Origin of the sequence: Symbioplanes lichenis (assembly GCF_030709675.1) — a bacterium.
Lineage (GTDB): Bacteria > Actinomycetota > Actinomycetes > Mycobacteriales > Micromonosporaceae > Actinoplanes > Actinoplanes lichenis.
In genome coordinates this window covers 672,167-696,311 of the sequence record NZ_JAUZQD010000001.1, presented here as the reverse complement: position 1 = coordinate 696,311, position 24,145 = coordinate 672,167, and the positions used below count along the sequence as shown (strand labels likewise).

Annotated in this window: 26 protein-coding genes and 1 pseudogene; 20 read left to right on the top strand and 7 right to left on the bottom strand. The window is 71.6% G+C overall.

From position 1 onward, the window contains the following. Positions 1 to 23: 23 nt before the first annotated feature. Genes RAN62_RS03160 through RAN62_RS03150 form a run of 3 tightly spaced genes read right to left on the bottom strand, consistent with a single transcriptional unit; the run spans position 24 to position 5,004 of the window. Positions 24 to 2,045 (bottom strand): acyltransferase family protein, encoded by a 2,022-nt coding sequence (locus RAN62_RS03160; RefSeq protein WP_305782886.1) that lies wholly within the window; start codon positions 2,043 to 2,045, stop codon positions 24 to 26. Continuing rightward, positions 2,042 to 3,289 carry a nucleotide sugar dehydrogenase gene (locus RAN62_RS03155; RefSeq protein WP_305782885.1) on the bottom strand — a complete coding sequence of 416 codons (1,248 nt, stop codon included), beginning with the start codon at positions 3,287 to 3,289 and terminating at the stop codon, positions 2,042 to 2,044. The genes RAN62_RS03160 and RAN62_RS03155 overlap by 4 nt, the downstream gene beginning before the upstream one ends. Beyond that, positions 3,286 to 5,004 carry a stealth family protein gene (locus RAN62_RS03150; RefSeq protein ID WP_305782884.1) on the bottom strand — a complete coding sequence of 573 codons (1,719 nt, stop codon included), beginning with the start codon at positions 5,002 to 5,004 and terminating at the stop codon, positions 3,286 to 3,288. The genes RAN62_RS03155 and RAN62_RS03150 overlap by 4 nt, the downstream gene beginning before the upstream one ends. Positions 5,005 to 5,216: 212 nt before the next feature. Between RAN62_RS03150 and RAN62_RS03145 the strand changes: the two genes are divergently transcribed. The 6 genes from RAN62_RS03145 to RAN62_RS03120 all read left to right on the top strand — a co-directional run bounded on the left by RAN62_RS03145 (position 5,217) and on the right by RAN62_RS03120 (position 10,002). Next, positions 5,217 to 5,456, top strand: coding sequence for a hypothetical protein (locus RAN62_RS03145; RefSeq protein ID WP_305782883.1), 240 nt, complete (start codon positions 5,217 to 5,219; stop codon positions 5,454 to 5,456). A 65-nt stretch (positions 5,457 to 5,521) separates the two neighbouring features. Then, the gene (gene ffh / locus RAN62_RS03140; RefSeq protein WP_305782882.1) at positions 5,522 to 7,078 is read left to right on the top strand and encodes a signal recognition particle protein; all 1,557 of its coding nucleotides are present in this window, start codon (positions 5,522 to 5,524) and stop codon (positions 7,076 to 7,078) included. A gap of 74 nt (positions 7,079 to 7,152) precedes the next feature. Further along, the gene (locus RAN62_RS03135; protein WP_305782881.1) at positions 7,153 to 7,632 is read left to right on the top strand and encodes a Uma2 family endonuclease; all 480 of its coding nucleotides are present in this window, start codon (positions 7,153 to 7,155) and stop codon (positions 7,630 to 7,632) included. A gap of 76 nt (positions 7,633 to 7,708) precedes the next feature. After that, positions 7,709 to 8,338: a Uma2 family endonuclease gene (locus RAN62_RS03130; protein ID WP_305782880.1), complete on the top strand. Its 630-nt coding sequence runs from the start codon at positions 7,709 to 7,711 to the stop codon at positions 8,336 to 8,338. Continuing rightward, on the top strand, positions 8,335 to 8,916 hold the full coding sequence (locus RAN62_RS03125; protein ID WP_305782879.1) for a Uma2 family endonuclease: 582 nt from the start codon (positions 8,335 to 8,337) through the stop codon (positions 8,914 to 8,916). The genes RAN62_RS03130 and RAN62_RS03125 overlap by 4 nt, the downstream gene beginning before the upstream one ends. A 9-nt stretch (positions 8,917 to 8,925) precedes the next feature. Beyond that, a complete protein-coding gene (locus RAN62_RS03120) occupies positions 8,926 to 10,002 on the top strand; it encodes an amidohydrolase family protein (protein ID WP_305782878.1) in 1,077 nt (358 codons plus the stop codon). On the opposite strand, the gene RAN62_RS03115 is transcribed toward RAN62_RS03120, so the two are convergent. Both RAN62_RS03115 and RAN62_RS03110 read right to left on the bottom strand, forming a co-directional pair. Next, a complete protein-coding gene (locus RAN62_RS03115; RefSeq protein ID WP_305782877.1) occupies positions 9,995 to 11,425 on the bottom strand; it encodes an outer membrane protein assembly factor BamB family protein in 1,431 nt (476 codons plus the stop codon). The genes RAN62_RS03120 and RAN62_RS03115 overlap by 8 nt on opposite strands. Continuing rightward, positions 11,415 to 11,921: a SigE family RNA polymerase sigma factor gene (locus tag RAN62_RS03110; protein ID WP_305782876.1), complete on the bottom strand. Its 507-nt coding sequence runs from the start codon at positions 11,919 to 11,921 to the stop codon at positions 11,415 to 11,417. Before RAN62_RS03110 ends, RAN62_RS03115 begins: the two co-directional genes overlap by 11 nt. A gap of 78 nt (positions 11,922 to 11,999) precedes the next feature. On the opposite strand from RAN62_RS03110, the gene proS reads away from it, so the two are divergent. The 14 genes and pseudogenes from proS to RAN62_RS03040 form a co-directional block, all read left to right on the top strand. Beyond that, a complete protein-coding gene (gene proS / locus RAN62_RS03105) occupies positions 12,000 to 13,406 on the top strand; it encodes a proline--tRNA ligase (protein ID WP_305782875.1) in 1,407 nt (468 codons plus the stop codon). Beyond that, the gene (locus RAN62_RS03100) at positions 13,406 to 14,062 is read left to right on the top strand and encodes a ribonuclease FAU-1 family protein (RefSeq protein ID WP_305782874.1); all 657 of its coding nucleotides are present in this window, start codon (positions 13,406 to 13,408) and stop codon (positions 14,060 to 14,062) included. Before proS ends, RAN62_RS03100 begins: the two co-directional genes overlap by 1 nt. Before the next feature lie 151 nt (positions 14,063 to 14,213). Continuing rightward, entirely contained in the window at positions 14,214 to 14,834 is a 621-nt protein-coding gene (locus tag RAN62_RS03095; protein ID WP_305782873.1) for a hypothetical protein, read from the top strand. Between the two features lie 174 nt (positions 14,835 to 15,008). After that, a complete protein-coding gene (gene rpsP, locus RAN62_RS03090; protein ID WP_305783057.1) occupies positions 15,009 to 15,554 on the top strand; it encodes a 30S ribosomal protein S16 in 546 nt (181 codons plus the stop codon). Next, positions 15,532 to 15,789: an RNA-binding protein gene (locus tag RAN62_RS03085; RefSeq protein ID WP_015624940.1), complete on the top strand. Its 258-nt coding sequence runs from the start codon at positions 15,532 to 15,534 to the stop codon at positions 15,787 to 15,789. The genes rpsP and RAN62_RS03085 overlap by 23 nt, the downstream gene beginning before the upstream one ends. 20 nt (positions 15,790 to 15,809) lie before the next feature. Further along, entirely contained in the window at positions 15,810 to 16,382 is a 573-nt protein-coding gene (rimM, locus tag RAN62_RS03080) for a ribosome maturation factor RimM (protein WP_305783056.1), read from the top strand. Continuing rightward, positions 16,382 to 17,146 (top strand): tRNA (guanosine(37)-N1)-methyltransferase TrmD, encoded by a 765-nt coding sequence (trmD, locus tag RAN62_RS03075; RefSeq protein WP_305782872.1) that lies wholly within the window; start codon positions 16,382 to 16,384, stop codon positions 17,144 to 17,146. The genes rimM and trmD overlap by 1 nt, the downstream gene beginning before the upstream one ends. Positions 17,147 to 17,269: 123 nt before the next feature. Then, complete coding sequence (gene rplS, locus RAN62_RS03070; RefSeq protein WP_305782871.1) at positions 17,270 to 17,629, top strand: 50S ribosomal protein L19; 360 nt, start codon at positions 17,270 to 17,272, stop codon at positions 17,627 to 17,629. 229 nt (positions 17,630 to 17,858) lie between these two features. Continuing rightward, entirely contained in the window at positions 17,859 to 18,743 is an 885-nt protein-coding gene (gene lepB / locus RAN62_RS03065; RefSeq protein ID WP_305782870.1) for a signal peptidase I, read from the top strand. After that, positions 18,740 to 19,387 carry a signal peptidase I gene (gene lepB, locus RAN62_RS03060; protein WP_305782869.1) on the top strand — a complete coding sequence of 216 codons (648 nt, stop codon included), beginning with the start codon at positions 18,740 to 18,742 and terminating at the stop codon, positions 19,385 to 19,387. The genes lepB (RAN62_RS03065) and lepB (RAN62_RS03060) overlap by 4 nt, the downstream gene beginning before the upstream one ends. A gap of 30 nt (positions 19,388 to 19,417) precedes the next feature. Continuing rightward, on the top strand, positions 19,418 to 19,870 hold the full coding sequence (locus tag RAN62_RS03055; RefSeq protein ID WP_305782868.1) for an NUDIX hydrolase: 453 nt from the start codon (positions 19,418 to 19,420) through the stop codon (positions 19,868 to 19,870). Further along, positions 19,870 to 20,694, top strand: coding sequence for a ribonuclease HII (locus RAN62_RS03050; protein ID WP_305782867.1), 825 nt, complete (start codon positions 19,870 to 19,872; stop codon positions 20,692 to 20,694). The genes RAN62_RS03055 and RAN62_RS03050 overlap by 1 nt, the downstream gene beginning before the upstream one ends. Then, positions 20,691 to 21,014: a DUF2469 domain-containing protein gene (locus RAN62_RS03045; RefSeq protein ID WP_067505225.1), complete on the top strand. Its 324-nt coding sequence runs from the start codon at positions 20,691 to 20,693 to the stop codon at positions 21,012 to 21,014. The genes RAN62_RS03050 and RAN62_RS03045 overlap by 4 nt, the downstream gene beginning before the upstream one ends. Before the next feature lie 84 nt (positions 21,015 to 21,098). After that, positions 21,099 to 21,527 (top strand): annotated as a pseudogene (locus RAN62_RS03040) (murein hydrolase activator EnvC family protein); the annotation flags it as partial. On the opposite strand, the gene RAN62_RS03035 reads toward RAN62_RS03040, so the two are convergent. Next, entirely contained in the window at positions 21,504 to 22,688 is a 1,185-nt protein-coding gene (locus RAN62_RS03035; RefSeq protein ID WP_305782866.1) for an aminotransferase class V-fold PLP-dependent enzyme, read from the bottom strand. The pseudogene RAN62_RS03040 and the gene RAN62_RS03035 overlap by 24 nt on opposite strands. Positions 22,689 to 22,926: 238 nt before the next feature. Continuing rightward, on the bottom strand, positions 22,927 to 23,805 hold the full coding sequence (locus RAN62_RS03030) for a tyrosine recombinase XerC (protein ID WP_305783055.1): 879 nt from the start codon (positions 23,803 to 23,805) through the stop codon (positions 22,927 to 22,929). Between the last annotated feature and the right edge of the window lie 340 nt (positions 23,806 to 24,145).

Below are 24,145 nucleotides of genomic sequence, written 5' to 3'. Positions count from 1 at the left end.
CCGCAGTGTGTTCCGGGTCTTTTCTAGCGGAGTTCCTCCGCCAGGAGAGGGGCGAGCAGCTTGCTGTACGCGGTCGTGACGTGATGCTGGTCCTTGTAGACGAGCAGGTTGCCGACCACCGCCGGGCAGAACGTGTCCGTGCAGAACCAGGGCGACGGGTCGACCACCGTGGCGCCCTCCGCCCGGACGGTCGCCATGACGAGGTCCCGCCGCTGCTGCTTGGCGATCGCCTGGTCCCGGGCGCGGCCGCAGGCGGCGGGGTCGTCCGGGTGCGCGGACAGGCACTCGGGGGTGTTACCGGCCATCCACGGGGTGTCGTTGACGAAGTACACCCGGGTGCCGTCGGCTTTCACCGCGCGCACGGATTTGCGCCAGCCGGCGACCCAGGCCTCCTCCTGCGTGCCGCTCACGCCCAGCAGCTCGCTGTTGGGATAGGTGGAGGCGAGCACGACCTTCGCCGGGCGCAGGGAACGTACGTAGTCCAGGGCGTCGCGGCGCCACCGGACGCACTCGGTGAACTCGCGCTTGAGCTCGGGCAGGAAGATCAGGCTGTCGGCGACCGTGCACGCGCTCTTGCTGACGACGACGAGCTTCCAGTGCTCGCGCAGCGCCGCCTCCTCCAGCGCCGGGAACCAGTGGCCCGCGTGCGAGTCGCCCATGAGCACGACCGTGGTGGGCGAGGCGAGGTCGCCGTACGCGCAGGGCTTCTTGACCTCCGCGTCGTCGAACCCGCCGGAGCAGCCCTCGCGATAGAAGCGGGGCTTGTCCTTGGCCGCCTTGGCCAGCGTCGGCGTCAGGTTCTCCGGGACGGCCCGGTCCGTCGCGCCGAGCAACGTCCGCAGATTCGTGGTCGTCACCGCCGGGGCGGCGTAGGTGCTGGGACCGTTCAGGCGTCCGGCGGCGGTGGTGATGCCCACGCACAGGGTGGCGCACAGCACCGAGATGCCGAACCCCGCCGCCAGCCCGCGCCACGGGCGGTTGCGCGCCATGTGCCGGACCGGGTTCTCGACGAGCGCGAACGTCAGCGCGGCCAGGATCAGGGCACCCAGCGCGGCGAGGACGTTCTCCCCCAGGGCCAGGGGCCGGCCGAGCGCGAAGGGCGCGATGAGCAGCACGGGCCAGTGCCACAGGTACCAGGAGTAGGACAGCCGGCCCACGGCCTGGAAGGGGGCGAGACCGAGGACGCCGGCGGGACGGCCGGTGCCGCCCGCGATCACGGCCGCCGTTCCCAGTACGGGCAGCAGGGCCGCGTACCCGGGGAAGGGGGTCTGTGCCGTGTAACAGACCGCGGCCGTGACGATCGCGGCCAGGCCGAGTGGCACGCACCACCGGGGGAGCTTGACGGCGCCCAGCGCGAGGAGCGCGCCGACGCCGAGCTCCCAGGCGCGGGTGTGGATGCCGAAGTACGCCCAGCCGGCGCTCGCCTGCGTCTGCCACACCGAGATCGCGAACGAGCCGGCCGTGAGCAGGCTCAGAGCGACGCCTCGGTGCTTCTTCAGCAGCAGGATCAGAAGCGGCCAGATCACGTAGAACTGCTCTTCGACCGCGAGCGACCAGAAGTGCTGCAGCGGCGACGGGTCCGCCTCCGCCTGCAGATAGTCGGTGCCGATCGCCGCGAGCCGGTAGTTCATCGCGTAGATCGAGGTGTGCAGCGCGTCCGACAGGATCCCGGTCAGGCGCAGCGGCGGCAGCCACAGCGCGGCCGCCGCGACCGTCGCCACGACCACCAGCGCGGAGGCGGGCAGCAGCCGTAGCGCGCGCCGGGCGTAGAAGCGCGGGAGCGAGATGGTGCCGCTGCTGGTCGCCTCGCGCAGCAGCAGACCGGTGATCAGGAAGCCGGAGATGACGAAGAAGACGTCGACCCCGACATAGCCGCCGGAGACGATCGGCAGACCGCAGTGGTACGCGACGACGAGGAGCACCGCGACCGCGCGCAGCCCCTCGATGTCCCGGCGGTGTCGCGCCGGGGCCGCTGTGTGCTTCCCGCCGCCGCCGGGCCGGTGCCGGCGTTGGGCGGGCGCGGACGTGGTCATCGTGTCGGTCACAGGCGGTGGGCCTCCCGCGTGCTGGTGACGCCCCGCGTGTCGAAGAAGCGCTTGGCCAGGCCGGCCAGGTGGTCGGCGTCGTAGTCGCGGTGGTGCGTCACGAGGATCACCAGGTCGGCGGCCGCGGCGGCACCCTCGAGGTCGTCGGTGCGCGGGACGTTCCACTCGGTCACGTACGGGTCGTGGAAGGTCAGCTCCGCCCCGAGCGACGCGAGCTGGCGGGCCAGCGGCGTGGCGGGCGACTCGCGCTGGTCGGCGATGTTCGGCTTGTACGTGACCCCGAGCAGCAGGATCTTCGCCCCGTGGACGGCTACGCCGTCGGCGTTCAGCAGGTTCTGCGCGCGCCGGGCGACGTACGCGGGCATGGTGGCGTTGATCTCCTGCGCGAGCTCCACGAACCGGAACGGGTAGCCGAGCTTGCTGCGCACGTTGTGGCTCAGGTAGTTCGGGTCGATCGGGATGCAGTGGCCGCCCACGCCCGGGCCCGGGTAGAACGCCTGGAAGCCGAACGGCTTGGTGGACGCCGCGTGGATCACGTCCCAGAGGTCGATGTCCAGCTCGTGGCAGAACCGCGCCATCTCGTTGACCAGCGCGATGTTCACGTGCCGGTAGGTGTTCTCGAGCAGCTTCGCCGTCTCCGCCTCGCGGGTGCCCCGGGTGCGCACGACGGTCTGGATGAACCGCCCGTAGAACTCGGCCACCCGGTCGGTGCACGCGGGCGTGAAGCCGCCGACGACCTTGGGTGTGTTGTGCGCCCCGAACCGCTCGTTGCCCGGGTCGATCCGCTCGGGCGAGAACGCCAGGTGGAAGTCGATGCCCGCGGTCAGGCCGGACAGCTTCTCGAGCAGCGGGCGGACGACGTCGTCGGTCGTGCCCGGGTAGGTGGTCGACTCCAGCACGACGAGCATGCCCGGCCGCAGGTTGCGCCCGACCGCCTCGGTGGCGCCGGTGACCGCGCGCAAGTCCGGGCCGTCGCCTTCGGACAGCGGCGTGGGGACGCAGATGACGGCCGTACGGGCCTGGGCGATCAGGCTTTCGTCGGTGGTCGCCCGGAACCCGCCGGCGGTCATCTCCGCGACATCGGCGTCGGACAGGTCGTCGACGTGGGAACGGCCGGCGTTCAGGGAATCGGCGACGCGGGCGTTCACGTCGAAGCCGAGCACGGTCAGGCCGGCCCGGGTGGCCTGCTGGGCGAGCGGCAGCCCGACGTATCCCAGGCCGAGGATGACGGCGTCGAAGCTCACGGGACTTTCTCCTTCTTCGTGGTCTGGGCGGGCACTGCTCGCACGGCGGCGGCCCGTTTCTCGTACGGGCTCGCGAAGGGCAGATAGGCGGGAAGGAACTCGCCGAGCAGGGCGCCCTGCTCGAGGGCGACGGCCGCGTCGGAGTCGGTGTCGTTGAGACAGAACGTGTCCAGGTCGCGGTGGCGCAGCAGCCGGGCGAGGCGCAGGGGCGTCGTCGGGTTGGCCAGGTCCGCGTACGTGTACTCGATCGTCCCGGGCGCGGCCTTGCCGGTCAGGTAGGCGTAGTACTGCTGCAGCGACGAGAGCAGCGCGATGTCGTCCGGGTGCCGGAACTGGTGGCCGGCGGTGGCGGTCACGTTCTCGGCGAACCGCTCCTCGATCTCGCGCAGCAGGCTGATCCGCGAGGGGTGCGGCGTGTGCATCATCTTGCGGGTCAGCACCCGGCCGAACGCCGCGCGGATGAGCTCGCGGTTGTTCTTGCCGGCCGAGTCGGCGGGCGGGTCGTCGGGCCGCCGCGGCGCCGAGTCCACCTGCGCCTTCGACGGGAAGAAGCGGGTCAGCCCGCCGGGCGTGAAGAACAGCTCCGGCGAGACCGGCCGGCCGAAGAACACGTCGTCGTTGAGATAGAGGAAGTGCTCGCTGAGCCCCTCGATCCGGTGCAGCCGCGATTCGATGGCCTGCGAGTTGAAGGTCGGCAGCCGCCCGGTGTCCCCGAAGATCTCCCGATGGCTGACCACGGTCAGGCCGGGGTGCTCGGTGTCGAGCCAGTCCGGCACCTGGTCCATGGTGACCAGCCAGATGTGGTTGACCCACGGCGCGAAGCAGTGCAGCGAGCGCAGCGAGTAGCGCAGCTCGTCGCGGGAGGCGAAGCGCGAGTCGTTGTGCGCGAGCCGGCTCGCCTCCTCCAGCCAGCCGTTCTCCGCGAGGGCCTGGGCCTTCGCCGCGCGCCAGGCCGGGTCCGCGCCGTCGACCCACGTGTAGACCACGTCGATCGGGAACATGATGCGGTCCGGCGCCGGCTCGGTGAGGCTTCGCCTGGTCCGGTACGCCGTCAGGTCGTGCGGCGACGCGAACGCGCCGAACGTGGGCTCGGGCGCGTGCACCTCGGGATCGTCGAGCGCGATGACGTCGGCCACGGGGTTGACCCGGGGGCCTTTCAGCACGCCGTCCTCCTCGACCCAGAACTCGACCTCGCAGCTCAGGTCGCGGCCGAGCAGGAGGCTGCCGTGGGGGTCGGTGACGGGCCGGCAGACGCGCAGGATCTTCGCCGCTTTGAGCTTCGCTGTGCGGGGCTTGACGGATTCGATCAAGCTCTCGCCCGTCAGCGCTCTAATCGCTGCCGGACGATCTTTCATGTGCACTGCCACGGCGGTGGGGCGCAGAGCACGGGTCGGGACGCGGAACCAGTCGATGCCGGCCGCGTCGAGGGCGGCGGTGACGCGGTCGAGGTTCTGACGGCGTACGGAGGTGGGGCTGGCGTAGGGGTCCCGGTGAGCTGTCACCCACCCGCGGCCGGTCCGCACCCGCATGGTCGGTGCATCGGGCTTGGCCCGCATCAGCGGGAGCCGGGGCGGATGGGACAGGGGCACCAGCCGCCGGGCGACGGCCAGGCGCCGCTGCTCGGGGACGCGGGGGAGCACCCGCTTCTGCACGCTCTTGAGGACGCGGGACCGCATGGTCCACGGGGCCAGTCGCAGGATCCGCCGCAAGGGCACGAGCTCGTCCTTCCGCCGGGTGTCGCATTTCCAGTGCCTCAACGGCGCGATATACCGGATGGTTGCGGTGCATGCCTTTACCTGCGGTATACGGCATTTGTCCCGTGTCGCGCCGGTCATTGGCGTGTCGCCACCCCTACGGGTCCGCCCCGATGCTTCGTTTGCGTCAGCGGCGCATGCTGGTTTCATCGCTTTTCGCTGAGGGGGATGGCATGGGCAAGGCAGTGGCGTACCTGGTGGCCTTCGCCGCCGGGCTGATCCTGGTCGGCTGGGCCGCGGCGGCCGTTCTGCAGTGGCTGATCGGCGGGATCGCGTACCTGATCGTGGGTGCGGTCGTGGTCGGCGGGGCGGTCTGGGTCTACGGCAAGGCCAAGAAGGGCCTGGAGCCCGGGACGCGCAACCAGCGGCGGATCGAGGCGGCCGTGAAGACGTACCGGATGCGGAACCGGTAGGGCTCGTTGCGTCAAGCTAGGCTTGGGGGCGTTTCCCACCCTCGCTATCAACGGGAAGAAGTGCCGTGTTTGACACCTTGAGCGACCGCCTCTCCGGGATCTTCACCAAGCTCCGGGGCAAGGGCCGGCTCACCGACGCCGACATCGACGCCACCGCGCGCGAGATCCGCCTCGCGCTGCTCGAGGCGGACGTCGCGCTGCCGGTGGTCAAGTCGTTCATCGCGAACCTCAAGGAGCGCGCCCGCGGCGCCGAGGTCTCGCAGGCGCTCAACCCGGCCCAGCAGATCATCAAGATCGTCCACGAGGAGCTCATCAACGTCCTCGGCGGCGAGGGGCGGCGGCTGCAGTTCGCCAAGCAGCCGCCGACGGTGATCATGCTCGCCGGGCTCCAGGGCTCCGGCAAGACCACGCTGGCGGGCAAGCTGTCGCGCTGGCTCAAGGGGCAGAGCCACCAGGTCCTGCTCGTGGCGGCCGACCTGCAGCGCCCCAACGCCGTCAACCAGCTGCAGGTCCTCGCGGGCCGGGCCGGCGTCGACGTCTACGCCCCGCAGCCCGGCAACGGCGTGGGCGACCCGGTGCAGGTCGCGCGCGACTCCATCGAGCACGCGAAGCGCACCGCCAAGGACATCGTCATCGTCGACACCGCCGGCCGCCTCGGCATCGACGCCGAGATGATGCAGCAGGCCCGCGACATCCGCGACGCGGTCGACCCCGACGAGGTCATCTTCGTCATCGACGCCATGGTCGGCCAGGACGCGGTCAGCACCGCCGAGGCCTTCCGCGACGGCGTCGGCATCACCGGCGTGGTCCTGTCGAAGCTCGACGGCGACGCCCGCGGTGGTGCCGCCCTGTCGGTCCGGCACGTCACGGGCGAGCCGATCCTCTTCGCGTCCACCGGTGAGAAGCTGGAGGACTTCGACGTCTTCCACCCCGACCGGATGGCCAGCCGCATCCTCGGCATGGGCGACGTCCTGACCCTCATCGAGCAGGCCGAGCAGGCCTTCGACGAGGATCAGAAGGAGAAGATGACCTCCAAGCTGCTCGGGGGCGAGCAGTTCACCCTGGAGGACTTCCTCGACCAGCTCATCGCCGTGCGCCGGATGGGCCCGATCGCCAACATCCTCGGCATGATGCCCGGCATGGGCCAGATGAAGGACCAGCTGGCCGAGCTCGACGACAGCCACTTCGACCGGGTCACCGCGATCATCCGCTCGATGACCCCGGGCGAGCGCACCAACCCCAAGATCATCAACGGCTCCCGCCGGGCCCGCATCGCCCGCGGTTCCGGCGTCACCGTCATGGACGTCAACCAGCTGCTCAACCGCTTCACCGAAGCGCAGAAGATGATGAAGCAGATGAGCGGCATGATGGGCCTCCCGGGCGGCCGCCGCAAGGCCACCAAGAGCCCCAAGAACAAGCGCAAGGGCACCAAGGGCGGCAACCGTCCCCGCGTCGGCGGCGCCGGGATGCCCGCCGGCTTCCCGGGCGGCATGCCGCAGCTGCCGCCGGGGCTGGACCCGAGCGCGCTGGCCGGGGGGCAGGGGCTGCCGCCGGGCTTCAAGCTGCCGAAACTCGACTTCAACAAGCTGTCCAACCCCAAGAAGGACGACGGCAAGCAGTAGTCACCATGACAGCTGACAAGTAGCGGCATGTCTCGTAGCGTGGGCGGCAGTTCGCATCCTTCCAGGAGGAGTCTGTGACTGCCGCTCCGCACTTTCCGGACGACGTGCCCCCGCCGCCTCCGGTGCACCAGTACATGGCCCGCGCGGTGGCCAACGCGCTCGAGACGAACGCGCCCGACGACGTCTTCGTCAACGGCCGGACGTCCGTCATGACGAGCGCCGGGACCGAGCTGATCCCCGACGTGACCGTGCTGCGGCTCGACCGTGCCGACCGGACGCCGGCGTTCCCCGAGGACGTTCTGCTGGTGATCGAAGTCGGCTCGAGCGGCTCGAGGGGCAAGGACTACTCCGAGGCCGGCATCCCGCTGTACTGGGTGATCGATCCGTTGCCCGGCCGGGTGACTTTCACCGGGTTCGAGCTGGGCGCCGACGGTGCCTATCGGCGGGGGCGCACCCATGTCGGCCTGGTCAGCCGCGAGCGGCCGTGGCCGGTCCTGCTCGACCTCGACGCGTGGACCGCGCGACGGGATCAGGTGCGGTCGCGCGGGCGCTAGTCAAGATGACAGGTGACGGGTTGCTTCATGTCTAGTATGCTGGGCGGCAGTTCGCATCCTTTCCAGGGAGGAACCCGTGACTGCCGTTCCGCTGTATGTGCCCGATGGCCTTGACCTGACGCCCCTGCTCGGCCGCGACGACCTGACGTTCGATGACGTGAAGAACCTTCCCGAAGACTTCCGTTACGAGCTTCGGGACGGGCGGCTCGTCCTCCTGCCGACCCCCTTCTACATTCACCAGCGCATCGCCTACGAGACTGTTGCCGCGCTCGATGCCAACGCGCCGGATGACGTCGCTGTCAGCCCCGAGATCTCGGTCTTCGTCGACGGCAGCGAGTTGCGTCCGGACGGGGCGGTCATCGACATCGGCGGAGTCGCTCGGATACCGGTGTTCGCCGCGGACGTTCGGCTCGTCATCGAGGTCGTGTCCACCGGCTCGAGCGAGTCGGCCGGTTCGCGCGAGGACAACTGTGGCTACAAGGCCGGCCGCTACGCCGAGGCCGGCATCCCGCTCTACTGGGTGATCGACCCGCTGGGCGAGCGCGTCACCTTCACCGAGTTCGTCCTCAGTGCCGACGGCAGCTATCGGAGGGGCCCGGCCCTGAGCGAGCTCGTCGAGCTCGATCGTCCGTGGCCCGTGACGCTCGACCTCCCGGTGTGGACGGCCTACCGGGACAAGGTGAGCACTCCGCGGAGGCGGCGGTGAGGGACACCGATCCGTTCGACCGGCGGCAGTGGACGCTCGCCGAGACCGCCAACATCGCCGGGGACATCGGGTACGAGTTGTGGGACGGCCAGCTGAGAGTGCCGTCTCCGTCGACCTTCACGGGCATTTGCGAGGACATTGTCATCGGGCTGTCGGCGCACTGCCCGCCCGGGCACTCGCCTTGTCGCGTCGGCTACTGGCCCGGCGACGGGAGCGCCGCGAGGCCGGACATCGTGGTGGTCCCGTGGGAGAGTTCGCGGTATGACGCCGGGTGCCTCGGGCGCGCGTTGCTGGGCGTCGATGTGCGCGGCTCCGGGCGGGGCAACGATCCGAGGTCCTATGCGCGGGCCGGCTTGGGGCGATATCTGGTCGTGGATCCCTTCGATCCGGCGGGCGCGACCGTCACGGACTTCCGGCTGGCGGGCGACGGGAGTTGCCGTGAGCTGCAGCGTACGCACGGCGTCTTCGTGACGGCGGACCCTTATCCGGTGTCGCTCGACCTGCCCTACTTCTCGGCGGTGCGCTGGCGGGCCGTGGTGGAGGGGTGTGCGGCAGCGGTGCGGCCCGCGATCCGGTAGGACTGACGCATGGCTTTGCATGTGCGTGGGGTCGTGCTGCCCGAGGGTGAGACGCGGGACCTGTGGCTCGTCGGGGACCGGGTGACGTTCGAGCCGGTGCGGGACGCGGAGACCGTGGCCGACGGCGGGTGGGTGGTGCCGGGGCTGGTGGACGCGCACTGTCACCTGGGGATCCGGTACGGGGCGGCGCCGATCGAGAGCGTCGACGAGGCGCGCGAGCTGGCGGGGCAGGATCGGGCGGCCGGGGTGCTGGCGATCCGGGACGCGGGATCACCTTTTCCCTATCCGGAGCTGGACGACGAGCCGGAGATTCCGCGGCTCGTGCGGGCCGGGCGGCACGTGGCGCCGCAGCGGCGCTATCTGCGGGACATCGGGATCGAGGTGGCCGCCGAGCAGGTGGCCGAGACCGTCACCGCGCAGGCGAAGGCCGGGACCGGCTGGGTGAAGCTGGTCGGTGACTGGATCGACCGGGCCGCCGGGGATCTCGCGCCGTCGTGGGATCCGGCGACCATGGCCGCGGCGGTCGAGGCCGCGCACGCCGCGGGGGCGCGGGCGGCCGTGCACACGTTCTCCGAGGAGGGCGTGGCGCTGATGGTGCGGGCCGGGGTGGACTCGGTCGAGCACGGGACCGGGCTGTCGCTCGACCTCGTCGACGAGATGGCGCGGCGCGGGACGGCGCTGGTGCCCACAATGATCAACATTCGGACGTTCGGGACGATCGCCGACCAGGCGCGGCCCAAGTTCCCCGGGTACGCGGACCACATGCTGGCGCTCCGGGACAGGTTCCCGTCCGTCGTCGCCGCGGCGCACGAGGCGGGCGTACCCCTCTATGTCGGCACCGACGCGGGCGGCAGCATCCGGCACGGTCTGGCCGCCGAGGAGATGCTCCTGCTGCACGAGGCCGGCATCCCGGCCGTGGACGTGCTGGCCGCGGCGTCGTGGAAGGCCCGGGAGTGGCTCGGCTTCCCGGGGCTGGTCGAGGGCGGGCTCGCGGACCTCGTCGTCTATGCCGAAGATCCGCGAGCCGACCTGCGCGTGGTGCGTCACCCCCGGCGCATCGTCCTCAAAGGCCGCGTCGTCAGGTAGGCGGCAGTTGGAAGATGCTCAATGACGTGGAGCCGGGGCAGATCAGCCGATACCCCGCGGGGAAGCAGCCGGCCCCCGGGACCGGGATGCTGCCGAGCAGCTGGCGCTGCCCGGAGCGGAAGACGACCCGGGTGACCGGGCCGCCCGCCGTGGCCGGCAGGGCCAGGACGGACCGGTCGGACTCGTCGTAGGAGGCGAGCGGTCCCGGCTCGGTCGCCACGAACCCGCCCGGCTGGAGGCGGAAGAGGGCGGTGCCCGCGTCGGTGGTCACGGCGAGGCCGCCGACGAGGATGCCGCCCGCCATGCCCGTCACCCGGCCCGGCAGGGGAGCGGACCAGTCCGGCGCGTTGGCGGCAGTGTCCAGGGTGTAGTCGACAGCGGTCACCTGGCCGGCGCCCGCGGCGTCCTCGTCGGCGACGCACAGCCGGTGCTGGCCGCAGCCGTGCATGGACTGGAACGTGCGGCCCGCGTCGCCGGTCCAGACGAGCTTGCTCTCCCCGGAGGCGTCGAGCTTGGTCATGACGATCTCGTAGCGGTCGCCCGGGCGCAGGATGAACAGCCGGCCGTCCCAGGCCGCGTACGCCTCGGTGCCGACGAGGGGTTCGGCGAGCGGCTGGTCGAACACGCGGTCGCCGGTCTCCGGTTCGAGGGCGACGACCCGGCCGCCGATGATCGTGACCGCCTGGGGACTGGGCTGCACGGGCCCGATCGATCCGGAGGCCGGCTTGCTCTGGCGGTCCCACGCGGTCACCGGCAGCAGCGGGACGCCGGGGCCCGGGTCACCCGGCGTGGTCCACATGACCTTGCCGGTGCCGACGGCCAGACCCGTGATCAGGCCCGACTGCCGGTCGCGATGGACGGCGTACTGGCTGAAGAGGGCAAGGTCCGCAGGGGACGCCACGGCGAAGTCCCAGCGCGTCGTCCCGGTGCCGGGGTCGAGGCCCCAGACGTGGTAGCCGGTGCTCTGGCGGGCGCCGGCGACCAGGGTGCCCTCGAGCGTATAGGCGCCGTCGAGGTCGCCGGTGACCGCGGTGGCGCGCATCGGGCCCGCGGCGGGCCGGTCGAGGGGAGCCGCGAAGAGACGTACCGTGCCGGCTGTGTCCTGCCACACGGTGTAGGCGCTGTTGCCGAGCAGGACTGTCTTCGCGGCGCGCGCCTGGCCTCCGTACTCGACAGGTTGGCCGGCCCGCGGAAGAGCGCGGGCGGTCGTCGTGGCCGTGGGGGCCGGTCTGGCCGGGGTCTGGGGGCGCAGGAACCACGCGGTGCCGCCGCCGACCAGGCAGACGGCCAGGGCGGCCGCGGCCATCGAGCGGGAACGGGTGCGCCGGGTGCCGCGCCGGCGGGCGGCGGCGGGGGAGGCCAGCGGCACGGTGTCGGCCTCGCCCCGGAGCTCGGCGAAGACTTGGTCGAGGTCAGCGGACATTACGGACTCCTTCCCGGTCGGTGAGCAGGGCGGCGGCGAGGGTCGTGCGGCCCCGGGACAGCCAGGACTTGACCGTGCCCTCCGCGGCGCCCAGCTCCCGGGCGATGTCGGCCACGGACCGGTCCAGCAGGTAGTGCAGCGCCAGGGCCCGGCGCTGGTCGGCCGGCAGCTCGCGCATTGCCCGGACCAGCAGCACCGTGTTCTCCGAGGGCGGGCCGACCGGGGGCAGCGGCGCGGCGGCCGCCTCCCGGGCCCGCCGGACGCCGATGCGCCGCCACCGGTCCGACGACAGCCGGTTGACCACCAGCCGCAGCCAGGCCTCCGGGTCGTCGTAGGCCGCGAGCCGGCGCCAGCGCTGCCAGGCCCGGGCGTACGCCTCCTGCACCAGATCCTGTGCTTCCCCCGCGTCGCCGGTCAGCCCGTACGCGTAGCGCGTCAGCCGCCGGGACGTGTCGCGGTAGAACGCGTCGAACGCGTCCGCCCGGGTCTCCGTCATGTGCACCGCCCTTCGCCAAGGGGACACGGGATGCCCACGCGGTCGGTTGCGGCCGGGCCCGGACTAGGATGCCTCCTCATGGCGCGCGTGCTCACTCCCCGGGCGGAAGACTTCCCCCGCTGGTACCAGGACCTGATCAACAAGGCCCGGCTGGCCGACAACGGCCCGGTGCGGGGCACGATGGTCATCCGGCCGGCGGCGTACGCGATCTGGGAGCGGATGCAGGCGGAGATGGACGCCCGCATCAAGGAGGCGGAGGCGCAGAACGCGTACTTCCCGCTCTTCATCCCGCAGAGCTACCTGAGCCGCGAGGCCGAGCACGTCGAGGGCTTCGCGCCGGAGCTGGCGGTCGTCACCCACGCCGGCGGCAAGGAGCTGGCCGAGCCGATCGTGGTCCGGCCCACCAGCGAGACGGTCTTCGGCGAGTTCATGGCCAAGTGGATCGACTCCTACCGGGACCTGCCGCTGCTGCTCAACCAGTGGGCCAACGTCGTGCGCTGGGAGCTGCGGCCGCGCACGTTCCTGCGGACCACCGAGTTCCTCTGGCAGGAGGGGCACACCGCGCACGCGACGCAGGCCGACGCCCGGGACTACGCGCGGCGCATCCTGCACGACGTCTACCAGGACTTCATGGTCAACCTGATGGCGCTGCCGGTCGTACCGGGGCGCAAGACCAGCCGCGAGCGCTTCGCCGGCGCGATCAACACCATGACCCTCGAGGCCATGATGGGCGACGGCAAGGCCCTGCAGATGGGCACGTCGCACGAGCTGGGACAGAACTTCGCCAAGGCGTTCGACATCACCTACACGTCGCAGGCCGGCGGGGTCGAGCACGCGTGGACGACGTCGTGGGGCAGCACCACCCGCATGATCGGCGGGCTGATCATGGTGCACGGCGACGACAACGGGCTGCGGCTGCCGCCCGCGCTCGCCCCGGTGCAGGCCCAGATCATGGTGATCAAGGCCGGCGAGGGTGTGCAGGAGGCGGCGGTCAAGCTGCGCGACGAGCTCAAGGCGGCCGGCGTACGGGTCAAGGTCGACGACCGGGCCGACATCCCGTTCGGCCGCCGGGCCGTCGACGCCGAGCTGCAGGGCATTCCCGTACGCGTGGAGGTGGGCCCGCGCGACCTGGCCGCCGGTAACGCCGTGGTCGCCCGCCGCACCGACGGCACCAAGTCGCCGATCGCGCTCGGTGAGGTCGTCAGCGACGTGGTCGCCGCATTGAAGGCCGACCAGCAGCGGCTCTACGACGCCGCCCTGCAGCACCGCGAGGACAAGACCGTCGAGGTCAAGACCCTGGGCGACGCCATCGAGGCCGCGCAGACCGGCTGGGCGCGGATCCCGTGGTCGGCGGTCGGCGCCGAGGGCGAGGCCGAGGCCAACGGCAAGGCGGTGACCGTGCGCTGCCTGGTCAACCCGGACGGCTCGGTGCCCGAGTCGGAGGACGAACCGGGCGTGCAGGCGATCCTGGCCCGCGCCTACTGATGACCTTCGCGCCCGGACGGACCGTCCTCTACCGCAACATCGACGGGCCGCGCCTGGCCACGGTGCGGCCCTGCCGGGTGGTCTCCGACGACGAGCGCGGGCTGCTGCTGTGGCTGGCCCGCGGCTCGGCGATCGTCCTGGAGGTGGCCGGCGACGACCGCGGCATCCGGGACATGCCGTTCACCGAGTGGGTGACCCTGCCGCACAAGGTGGTCCCGGCGACGTGGCAGGGGCCGGGGCTGCTCAAGTTCCTGCCGCCCGGCGCGGACTACTCGGTCTGGTTCTTCCGCGACGAGCAGGACCGCTTCCAGAACTGGTACGTCAACCTGGAGGCACCCGCGCTCCGGTGGGACGACGGGGAGGTCGCCGGGGTCGACACGATCGACTACGACCTGGACATCGTCGTGGCGCCCGACCGGTCGTGGGCGTGGAAGGACGAGGACGAGCTGGCCGAGCGGCTCGCCCTGCCCGAGCACTACTGGGTGCGCGACGAGGCCGCGCTGTGGGCGTCGGGGCGGGGCGTGATCAAGCAGATCGAGGCGGGCGAATTCCCGTTCGACGGGACGTGGACGGACTTCACGCCGGACCCGTCGTGGGGGCCGTTCGAGTCGCTGCCGCCGGGGTGGGACCGGCCCGCGGAGCCCCGCTCCTTCTGAGGAGTCCCGCTCGTTCCGAACGGGGAGTCCTGCTCCTTCTAACGGGGAGTCTTGCTCCTTCCGGACGGGGAGTCTTGCTCCTTCCGGACGGGGAGTCTTGCTCCTTCCGGACGGGGCGGCGAACTGAGGCGTTGATCTCTACGCTGCCCCGGTGACCGTTATGGCTCCCCTCGCGCCGCCTGTCTGGGACCCTGGTCCCCGCAAGCCCCGGCTGATCCTGTTCGCGCTGTCCCTGCTGGTGACGATCGCCACGACGGCGTACTCGGTCTGGTGGGTCTACGACTTCGTCGGCATCCGGCACCAGGCCCGCGCCGATGCGTGCCCGTCCCTCGATCTCGCGCCGATCGCCGCCGCGGTGGACGCCGTCGAGCTGAGCAAGCAGAACTACGTGGCCGCGGCGGACGACGGGTCGCGGGAGCTCGCCTGCACCTTCACGATCGCGTCGGGCGGTGTCGCCGTCGTGGTCGCGCAGTGGTACCGCAACGCCCCGGCCGCTCAGGTGCGCCACAGCCAGCATCGCACCGGCCAGTTCAAGAGCATCTACGACGAGACCGTCGTCCGGGACGTGCCGGCCGGCCAGGAGGCGTTCGGCAGCCACGACCCCGAGGGCGACACGCTCACCTACCGGGTCGAGGCCCGCGACCACAACCTGCTCGTGAGCGTGGCCGTCGCCCTCCGCGCCCCGGCTGGCGGCTGGAGCCGCGGCGTCTACGAGAAGCCCTTCGCCACGCTCGCCGCCGCCGCGGCGGCCGCGCTCACCGAGCTGGGATGACGCTTTCCCGGCCCGGTTGGGAAGAAGCGCTCCCCATCTGGCAGAATGGACGACTGGTATACGGCATCCGAGGCGCCCTCTAACCCCTCTGGTGCCGGTCCACGAGACTTCGGCCCCACTCCCCACGTGGGTTCCGTCCGGCTCACCCACGTCGTCATCTGGAGCGAAACAACCGTGGCCGTTAAGATCCGGCTCCTGCGGATGGGCAAGATCCGCAACCCGCAGTACCGCATCGTCGTCGCCGACTCGCGCACCAAGCGTGACGGCCGCGCCATCGAGTACGTCGGCATCTACCAGCCGAAGCACGACCCCTCGGTGATCGAGGTCAAGAGCGAGCGCGTGCAGTACTGGCTCTCGGTCGGCGCGCAGCCGAGCGAGGCCGTGCAGCGCATCCTGGAGAAGACCGGCGACTGGCAGCAGTTCAAGGGTCTCCCCGCCCCGCCGCCGCTGCTCGTGGCGCCGGAGAAGGCGAACCGTCAGGCCGCCTACGAGGCCGAGGCCAAGGCCGCCGCCGGCGTTGCCGACACCCCGGCCAAGGCGCAGACCCCGAAGAAGTCGAAGGCCGACAAGCCGGCCGCCGACGACAAGACCCCGGCCGCGCCCGAGGTTGCCGCCGACCGCCCGACCGACACCAAGGCTGTCGACCCGGCGGAGCCCAACCGCGAGGCCGTCGCCGAGGACGCGAAGGACCCGGCCGGTGCCGGCGCCGACGCGAGCTGACGGGGCGCTCCGGCCCGCGCTGGAGCACCTCGTCAAGGGCATCGTCGACAACCCGGACGACGTCCGGGTGCGGATGGTCGACTCGCGCCGCGGCAAGCGGCTCGAGGTCCGCGTCCACCCCGAGGACCTGGGAACGGTCATCGGGCGGGGCGGGCGCACGGCCAAGGCGCTGCGTCAGGTCATCGGGTCGATCGGTGGGCGCGGCATCCGCGTCGACATCGTCGACGCCTACTGATCGGCTGCTGTCACACGATGCTGCTGGTAGTCGGTCACATCGGTAAGCCCCACGGCATTCGTGGGGAGGTCCTGGTGACAGTCCGGACCGATGAGCCAGAGGCGAGATTCGTCGCCGGGGCGGTGTTCCACACGGAGGTCCAGCGCGACCGCCGGGTGACCACCGGCCCGGCGGTCGCCGCCGCTGCCGAGCCCGGCGTGCGCTATCAGGTGCCGCCGACGCTGACGCTCGAGTCGCTGCGCTGGCACCAGGGCCGGGTCATCGCCCAGTTCGAGGGCGTCCACGACCGCAACATCGCCGAGGAGCTGCGCGGCGTGCTGCTCCAGGTCGACAGCGCCGAGGTGGCCGCGCCGTCCGACCCCGACGAGTTCCACGACCATCAGCTGATCGGGCTCGCGGTCGTCGACCCGGAGGGCACCGAGCTGGGCACGGTCGACCGGATCGATCACGCCCCCGCCTCCGACCTCATCGTTCTGAAGAAGGCGGGCGGCGGCACGGCCCTCATCCCCTTCGTCACGGCCATGATCCCCACGGTCGACCTCCGCGCCGGCCGGATCGTGGCCGATCTGCCCGAGGGACTGCTGGATCTGTAGTGCGCGTCGACGTCGTCTCGATCTTTCCCGAGTACTTCGCCCCCCTGGACCTGTCGCTGATCGGCAAGGCCCGGGGCGCGGGCACGCTCGACCTCCACGTGCACGATCTGCGCACCTGGACCTTCGACGTCCACCGGACCGTGGACGACTCGCCGTACGGGGGCGGGCCGGGCATGGTCATGCGCCCGGAGCCGTGGGCCGCTGCTCTGGTGGCCGTCGCGTCGCCCGGTGCGACGCTGGTGGTGCCGTCGCCGGTGGGCAAGCCGTTCACTCAGGCGGACGCGGCCGCGCTGGCGACTCTTGATCATCTCGTCTTCGCCTGCGGGCGCTACGAGGGCATCGACCAGCGGGTCATCGACGCGGCCGCCGAGCGGATGCCCGTACGGGAGATCTCGCTCGGTGACTACGTGCTGTTCGGCGGCGAGGTCGCGGTCATCGTCGTCATGGAGGCGGTCACGCGGCTGCTGCCCGGGGTGCTCGGCAACGCGGAGTCGCTCACCGAGGAGTCGCACGGGGACGGGCTGCTCGAGGCCCCCGTCTACACCAAGCCGGCCGTGTGGGAGGGCCGCGAGGTGCCCGACGTGCTGCGGTCGGGTGATCACGGGCGGATCGCGCGGTGGCGGCGTACGCAATCTCTGCTGCGGACCGCGACCCGGCGGCCGGACCTCTTCGCGGCCTATCCGCCGGAGAAGCTCGACAAGAAGGACCGGGCGGCGATCGAGGACGCCGGATTTCGGGTCCCGGGCCCGGGTGTGGCAAAGTAGGGAGGTTGCCGTTCGTCCCCCACGCCGTGGGCGGGCGGGCGAGGATCTCCCCGCCGGGGAATCAGCAGTACCCATTCGCGCATCGAACTCCCGGTGCGCTTTGAGGAACACGAGGATGCAGCGATGAACACGCTGGACGCTCTCGACGCCCAGTCGCAGCGCACCGACATTCCCGACTTCCGGGCCGGTGACACGCTCAAGGTCTACGCCCGGGTCGTGGAGGGCAACCGCTCCCGCGTCCAGGTCTTCCAGGGCGTCGTGATCAGCCGTCAGGGCGGTGGCCTGCGCGAGACCTTCAAGATCCGCAAGATCAGCTTCGGCGTCGGGGTCGAGCGGACCTACCCGCTCAACAGCCCGGTGATCGACAAGATCGAGGTCGTGACCCGCGGTGACGTGCGTCGCGCCAAGCTCTACTACCTGCGCGAGCTCCGCGGCAAGAAGGCCAAGATCAAGGAGCTGCGCGAGAAGCAGACCGTCAGCTGAACTCCTTCGCGGTCCGAGCCGTAACTTCACTCGGACTGACGTTTTGTGCGCGGGCTGGCTAGGCTTGCGCACGTGACGGATGGGAATCAGTGCCGGTGGGGCATTCGCCCCGCCGGTGGGCCATTCGCACTACCGCCCGACCTGTTCCCCGCGGGGGACTGCGGGCGGTAGTGCTGTATCCGGGCTCGAATCGCCTGGACGGCGGCGGGAGAGACGTAGCGTGGAACCGATGCAGGGGTACCGGGGCTCCTCCTCCGGGCGGCGCCGTGGCCGGGTGCTCCGCCGCAAGGAGATGCCGCTGTGGCAGGAGCTTCCGCTGCTGCTGGTGGTGGCGTTCTGCCTGGCCGTGCTGATCCGCACCTTCCTGGTCCAGGCCTTCTTCATCCCCTCCGGGTCGATGGAGAACACCCTGCTCATCCAGGACCGGGTCCTGGTCAACAAGGTCGTCTACGACATCCGGGACCCGCAGCGCGGCGAGATCGTCGTCTTCCGGGGCACGGACAACTGGGCCCCCGAGCAGCCCGCCACGCCGCTGGACAACTCGTTCGGCGCCAAGCTCGGCCGCACGATCGGCGACCTGGTCGGCGTCTCCCGGCCGGGTGAGCGCGACTTCATCAAGCGGGTCATCGGCGTGGCCGGCGACAAGGTCGCCTGCTGCGACTCCGAGGGCCGGATCACCGTCAATGGCGTGCCGATCGACGAGCCGTACGTCGAGGAGAATTCCCCGCTCGACCAGCCGCCCAACCCGCGCCAGTGCAGCAGCCGCCGCTTCACCGAGGTCGTCGTCCCTGAGGGTGAGATGTTCGTCATGGGTGACCACCGGCTGGTCTCCCAGGACGCCCGCTGTCAGGGCCCGGTCCCGGTCGAGAACGTGATCGGCCGCGCCTTCGTCGTGGTGTGGCCCACGAGCCGCTTCACCAGCCTTTCCGTCCCCGACGTGTGGAAGGCCTACGACGCCGAGCACCCGGTCAGCGCGGCCCCGCTCGGCGGCCGCCGGGAGTCCGAGCCCGACCCGGGCACCACCGCGGCGGTCTTCCCGATGCTGTTGACCGTGGGTCTCTCCGCGCGTTCCGGACTGTCTTTGAGCCCGCGGCGACGTAGGCTCCGATCGTGATTGACGAGCAGACCGGCGAGCAGCGCCGTGGGTCCTTCTGGCGCGAGCTCCCGATCCTGGTGGGCGTGGCCATCCTCGTGGCGGTCCTGGTGCGGGCCTTCGTCCTGCAGACCTTCTACATCCCGTCCCCGTCGATGGAGCACACCCTCAACGTCTGGGACAGGGTGCTCGTCAACAAGCTCGTCTACGACTTCCGTGACCCGCACCGCGGCGAGATCGTCGTCTTCAAGGCGCCCACCGACTGGCAGAGCGGCGGCACCGAGGGCGAGGACTTCATCAAGCGCATCATCGGCGTCGGCGGCGACCACGTGATGTGCTGCGACGCCCAGCAGCGCCTGGTGATCAACGGGCACTCGCTCGACGAGCCCTACGTCTACACCGACGACGCGGGCAACCAGGACCCGGTGGCCGACGAGAAGTTCGACATCACCGTGCCCGCGGGCCGGCTCTGGGTCATGGGTGACCACCGCTCGCAGTCCGGCGACTCACTCGAGCACTGGGAGCAGACCGAGGACATCAACGAGGCCACCATCGAGGCGGACTCCATCGTCGGCCGGGCCTTCACCGTCTTCTGGCCGGTCAACCGCGCGACGTGGCTGTCCGTGCCCGAGGGCTTCGACAGCATCCCCGACGCCGCCAAATAAGATCGTCTTTCGCGCAATAAGCTGGCGGACGTGACACACATCGAACGACGGGCCGCGCGCGTGCTCCTGGTCGATGCGGACGATCGCGTGCTGCTGCTCCACGGCAGCGACCCGGCCCGGCCCGGCCACTTCTGGTGGTTCACGCCGGGCGGCGGGCTCGACGCCGGGGAGACGCCGGCCGAGGGCGCCGCGCGTGAGTTGTTCGAGGAGACCGGCCTGCGTGTCGACCCGGCCGCGCTGGGGTCGCCGGTGCACGACGAGGTGACGTCCTTCAGCTACGACGGGCGCGACTACCGGCAGACCCAGGAGTTCTTCCTGCACCGCGTGCAGAGCTGGGAGGTCGACACGGCCGGCTTCGACGCCGACGAGCGGGCCACGATCACCGAGCATCGCTGGTGGACCCTGGCTTCGCTGGCTGCTACGGATGAGCGGATCTTCCCGGTGGATCTGGTCCCGCTTCTGACTCCGCTGGTGGTGCGCTGATGCTGGCGCCGCCTCGCACCGTCGTCCGCCGCGAGGGCGGGCTCTATGCGCTGGAGCGGGCCCTGCAGCGGCGTGGCTTCCGTCACGTCGCCGGGGCCGATGAGGCCGGCCGGGGTGCCTGCGCCGGGCCGCTGGTCGCCGGGGCCGTGATCCTGCCCGAGGGCAAGCGCGGCGAGGTTCCCGGGCTGGCCGACTCCAAGCTGCTGACCCCGGCCGCCCGCGAGCGGGTCTACGACGAGGTGGTCGCCCGGGCGCTCACCTGGTCCGTCGTGATCATCCCGGCCACCGAGGTGGACGCCCGCGGCCTGCACGTCTGCAACCTCGCCGCAATGCGCCGGGCCCTCGCGTCGCTGCACACCCGCCCGGAGTACGTGCTGACCGACGGCTTCCCGGTCGACGGTCTCGGTGCCCCCGGGCTGGCGGTGTGGAAGGGCGACCGGGTCGCGGCCTGCGTCGCGGCGGCCAGCGTGCTCGCCAAGGTCACCCGGGACAGGCTGATGGTCGAGCTGGACGACAAGTTCCCCGACTACGGCTTCGCGGTGCACAAGGGCTACATCACCGAGGAGCACAGCACGGCGCTGACCCGGCACGGACCCTGCGCCGAGCACCGGTTCTCCTATGTCAACGTGGCCGCGGCGTCGGGCCGGAAGAACGTCCCCCCGCGGGCCCGGCGTCCCGTTTCGGCATCTTCGCGCAGCTCTTCCGCCGAGCCGCTGATGCTCTGGCCCGGCAGTGGGGGTACCGTCGGCGTGGCGTCCGGCGAGGAGCCTCGGCCGCCGGTGCCGGTGGGGGAAGATGAGGCCATGGAGGGCGAGAAGCGATGAGCGCAGAGGATCTCGAGAAGTACGAGACCGAGATGGAGCTGCAGCTCTACCGGGAGTACCGCGACATCGTCCGCCAGTTCTCCTACGTGGTGGAGACGGAGCGCCGCTTCTACCTGGCCAACCAGGTGGATCTGCACGTGCGCAACTCCGACGGCGAGGTGTACTTCGAGGTCGAGATGCACGACGCGTGGGTCTGGGACATGTACAGGCCGGCGCGCTTCGTCAAGAACGTGCGGGTGATGACGTTCAAGGACGTCAACGTCGAGGAGCTGGAGAAGCCGGACATCTCGTTGCCGGACGAGCCCGGTTTCGGGGGCTGAGAGTTATCCACAGATCGCCGTTGTCCACAGGGGCAGCGGCGATCTTTCTTTGTCCGGCGCAATCTGGCGGGCATGAGTTGGCTGCTGTCTCTCGTTCTCGCCTTCGGCTGGCCCTTGACGCCGGTCTCCGTGACGCGGCATTTCGAGCCACCCCCGGCCCCGTGGCTGGCCGGGCATCGCGGAGTGGATCTCGCGGCGGAGCCGGGCGCTGTCGTGCGGTCCGCCGGGGCGGGCACGGTGGTCTTTGCGGGGCAGGTGGCCGGGCGCGGCGTGGTGAGCGTTCGGCACGCCTCGGGGCTGCGGACGACGTACGAGCCGGTTCTGGCCGAGGTGCGTGCCGGCGATCCGGTTCACACGGGCAGCCGGCTGGGCACGCTCGCGGCTGGGCACGCGGGCTGCCCGGTGGCGGCGTGCCTGCACTGGGGGCTGCGGCGCGGTGCGGACTATCTCGACCCGTTGACGTTGCTCGGGGCCGGGCCGGTGCGGCTGTTACCCGTCCTTGAGGAGGGCGGGGAGGCGGTCGGCCAGGCGGTCGTACTCGTCGGGGCGGTTGTAGACCTGGGCGCTCAGCCGCAGCCAGCCGCGGCCGCCCCACGAGTTGAGGGCGACCTCGGTCGCCAGCTTGTCGGCGATGCGTCCGCGCAGGGCGTGCGCTTCCGGCCGGGTCGTCGCCACGCCGCTGGGCAGCGGCACGATCCGCATGGCGGCCTCGGGCGCGCCCGGGTCCGGCAGGTCGGCCGGGTCCAGGCCGAGGGCTTCGCCGACGACCTTTTGCCCGTACGCGGCCAGCGCGGCATTGTGGCGCCGCACAGCGCTCTCACCGAGGGTGCGCAGCGTGAAGAGTCCCGTGGGAGCGGCGAGCCACGCGGTGTAGTCCAGCGTGCCCTGATACTCGACGCTGAGCGGGAAGCCGGACTCCTGCTCCCACGACACGACCAGTGGCTCGATGCGCCGGCGCCACGGTGCCGCCACGGCGAGGAGCGCGGTGCCGCGCGGGGCAAAGGCCCACTTGTGCAGGTTGCCGACCCAGAAGTCCGCCCCGATCCGGTCCACCTCGACCGGCAGCATGCCCGGCACGTGCGCCGCGTCCACCAGCACCGGAATCTCGTGCTCCCGGGCCGCCGCCACGATCTGCGCCACGGGCAGCACGCGCGCCGTGGGCGAGGTGAGCTGGTCCACGATCACCAGCTTCGTCTTGCCGGGGCGCAGGGCGTTGCGGACCCGGGCGACCACTTCGGCGTCCGAGGCCGGCAGGGGCAGGGCGACCGTCCGCGCCGTCGCCCCGGACCGGCGGCACTGGCGCTTGGCGGCGAGCTCGTTGGCGCCGTACCCGTGATCGGTGAGCAGCACCTCGTCGCCCGGGCTGAGCCGCACCGACTGCAGCACGAGCGACACCCCGGACGTCGCGTTGGGCACGAGCGCGCTGCCCTCCGGGTCCGCCCCGAGAAACTGCGCGATGTGCCGTCGCGTGTGGACGATCCGGTCCATGATCCCCGGCGACTCGAAGAAGGTCATGGGGTTGCGCTCGGTCTCGTCGCGCAGCCGCTGCTGGGCCCGCTGGACGCCGATCGGGACCGCGCCGAAGGAGCCGTGGTTCAGATAGGCGGTGCCGGGGTCGAGCGAGAAGAGGAGGCGGGCTCCGGGAAGGGGCGGGGGCGGGTCACCGGCGCTCACGCTGCGATCGTACGGCACGGGGGAGGGCGGAATCGGTGTCTTGTCCCTCCTCCGCGTCGCTCCGGCGTTCTCCTCGTGCCGCCTGGAGCTTGTCCTGTTGTCGCGTGTCGGGTGGTCAGGCGCGGAGGTGAGCCCGGTGTTCAGGCGCGGGGTGGGTCTGGTGTTCAGGCGCCGGGGTGAGCCTGGCGTCCAAGCGCGGGGCGGGCTTGGCGTTCAAAGCGCGGGGCGGGCCTGGTGTTCAGGCGCGGGGGTGAGCCTGGTTGAAGGCGGCGCGGAGGCGTTCGGTGGAGACGTGGGTGTAGATCTGGGTGCTCGACAGCGAGGAGTGCCCGAGCAGCTCCTGCACCGCGCGCAGGTCGGCGCCCCCGTCGAGCAGATGGGTGGCGGCCGAGTGGCGCAGGTCGTGCGGGCTGGTGTGGGGCAGTCCCGCCGCCCGGGCCGCCGCGGCGACGATCCGGCGCACGACCGTCTGCTGCAGACGGCCGCCCCGGGCGCCGAGGAAGAGCGCGTCACCGCTCGCGGGCTGGGCCAGCCGCGGGCGGCCGTGGCGGAGCCAGTCGTCGAGGGCATGCTGGGCGGGCACCCCGTAGGGCACGGCGCGTTCCTTGGCGCCCTTGCCGAGCACGCGGACCACGCGGCGAGCCTCGTCCACGTCGGCGGTGTCGAGGCCGCACAGCTCACTCACGCGGATGCCGGTGGCGTAGAGCAGCTCGAGCACGGCCCGGTCGCGCGCCCCGTGCGGATCGGCCGTGGTCACGACCAGCTCCGCCGCCTGCTCGGCCCGCAACACGGACGGCAGATCCCGGTGGGCCTTGGGGCTCGCCAGCTGCGCCCCCACGTCCGACGCACAGAGCCCGGCCCGATGCGCCCACCCCGTGAACGTCCGCGCCGCCGCCGCCCGCCGCGCCTGCGAAGTCCGCGCGGCCCCGCCCGCCATCCGCCGCGCCAGCCAGCCCCGCAGCACGCCGATGTCCAGATCCCCCGGCGTCGCACACCCCACCCCGGCGGCATGCCCAAGCAGCGACACGACGTCGCCCACATAGGCCCGCACAGTGTGCGCCGACCTGTTCTCCACCCGCGCCAGGTGCACCCCGAAATCATCCACGGCCTGGCGCATGGCAGCGGGCAGCCCCTCATGAGCCCCACGAGAACTCTCCACACCCCCATCATGGCCCCCCACCCCACCCACCGCCGGTCCCCGCCTGCCGACCGCCACCCCCGAGCCGCCCATCACCCGCCGCTGGGTTGCCGTCGTCCGCTTGCCCGAGTCGCCCGCCGTCGCGCGCTTTCCCGGGTCACCCGCCGCCGGGTCGCCGTCGCCCGCTTGCCCGAGTCGCCCGCCGTCGCGCGCTTTCCCGGGTCACCCGCCGCCGGGTCGCCGTCGGGTCGCCCGCCGCTGGCTGCCAACCGAGCCGCGCGCCGCTGGTTGCCGCCTGCTCGTTGCCGATCGCCGGACT

What these genes read in the sequence shown, in the direction of transcription:
- RAN62_RS03145 (WP_305782883.1), top strand. Translation starts at nt 5,217, where the DNA reads ATGGGCAAGGCAGTGGCGTACCTGGTGGCCTTCGCCGCCGGGCTGATC.
- RAN62_RS03120 (WP_305782878.1), top strand. Translation starts at nt 8,926, where the DNA reads ATGGCTTTGCATGTGCGTGGGGTCGTGCTGCCCGAGGGTGAGACGCGG.
- RAN62_RS03115 (WP_305782877.1), bottom strand. Translation starts at nt 11,425, where the DNA reads ATGTCCGCTGACCTCGACCAAGTCTTCGCCGAGCTCCGGGGCGAGGCC.
- RAN62_RS03110 (WP_305782876.1), bottom strand. Translation starts at nt 11,921, where the DNA reads ATGACGGAGACCCGGGCGGACGCGTTCGACGCGTTCTACCGCGACACG.
- proS (WP_305782875.1), top strand. Translation starts at nt 12,000, where the DNA reads ATGGCGCGCGTGCTCACTCCCCGGGCGGAAGACTTCCCCCGCTGGTAC.
- RAN62_RS03100 (WP_305782874.1), top strand. Translation starts at nt 13,406, where the DNA reads ATGACCTTCGCGCCCGGACGGACCGTCCTCTACCGCAACATCGACGGG.
- rplS (WP_305782871.1), top strand. Translation starts at nt 17,270, where the DNA reads ATGAACACGCTGGACGCTCTCGACGCCCAGTCGCAGCGCACCGACATT.
- lepB (WP_305782870.1), top strand. Translation starts at nt 17,859, where the DNA reads ATGCAGGGGTACCGGGGCTCCTCCTCCGGGCGGCGCCGTGGCCGGGTG.
- RAN62_RS03050 (WP_305782867.1), top strand. Translation starts at nt 19,870, where the DNA reads ATGCTGGCGCCGCCTCGCACCGTCGTCCGCCGCGAGGGCGGGCTCTAT.
- RAN62_RS03045 (WP_067505225.1), top strand. Translation starts at nt 20,691, where the DNA reads ATGAGCGCAGAGGATCTCGAGAAGTACGAGACCGAGATGGAGCTGCAG.
- RAN62_RS03030 (WP_305783055.1), bottom strand. Translation starts at nt 23,805, where the DNA reads ATGCGCCAGGCCGTGGATGATTTCGGGGTGCACCTGGCGCGGGTGGAG.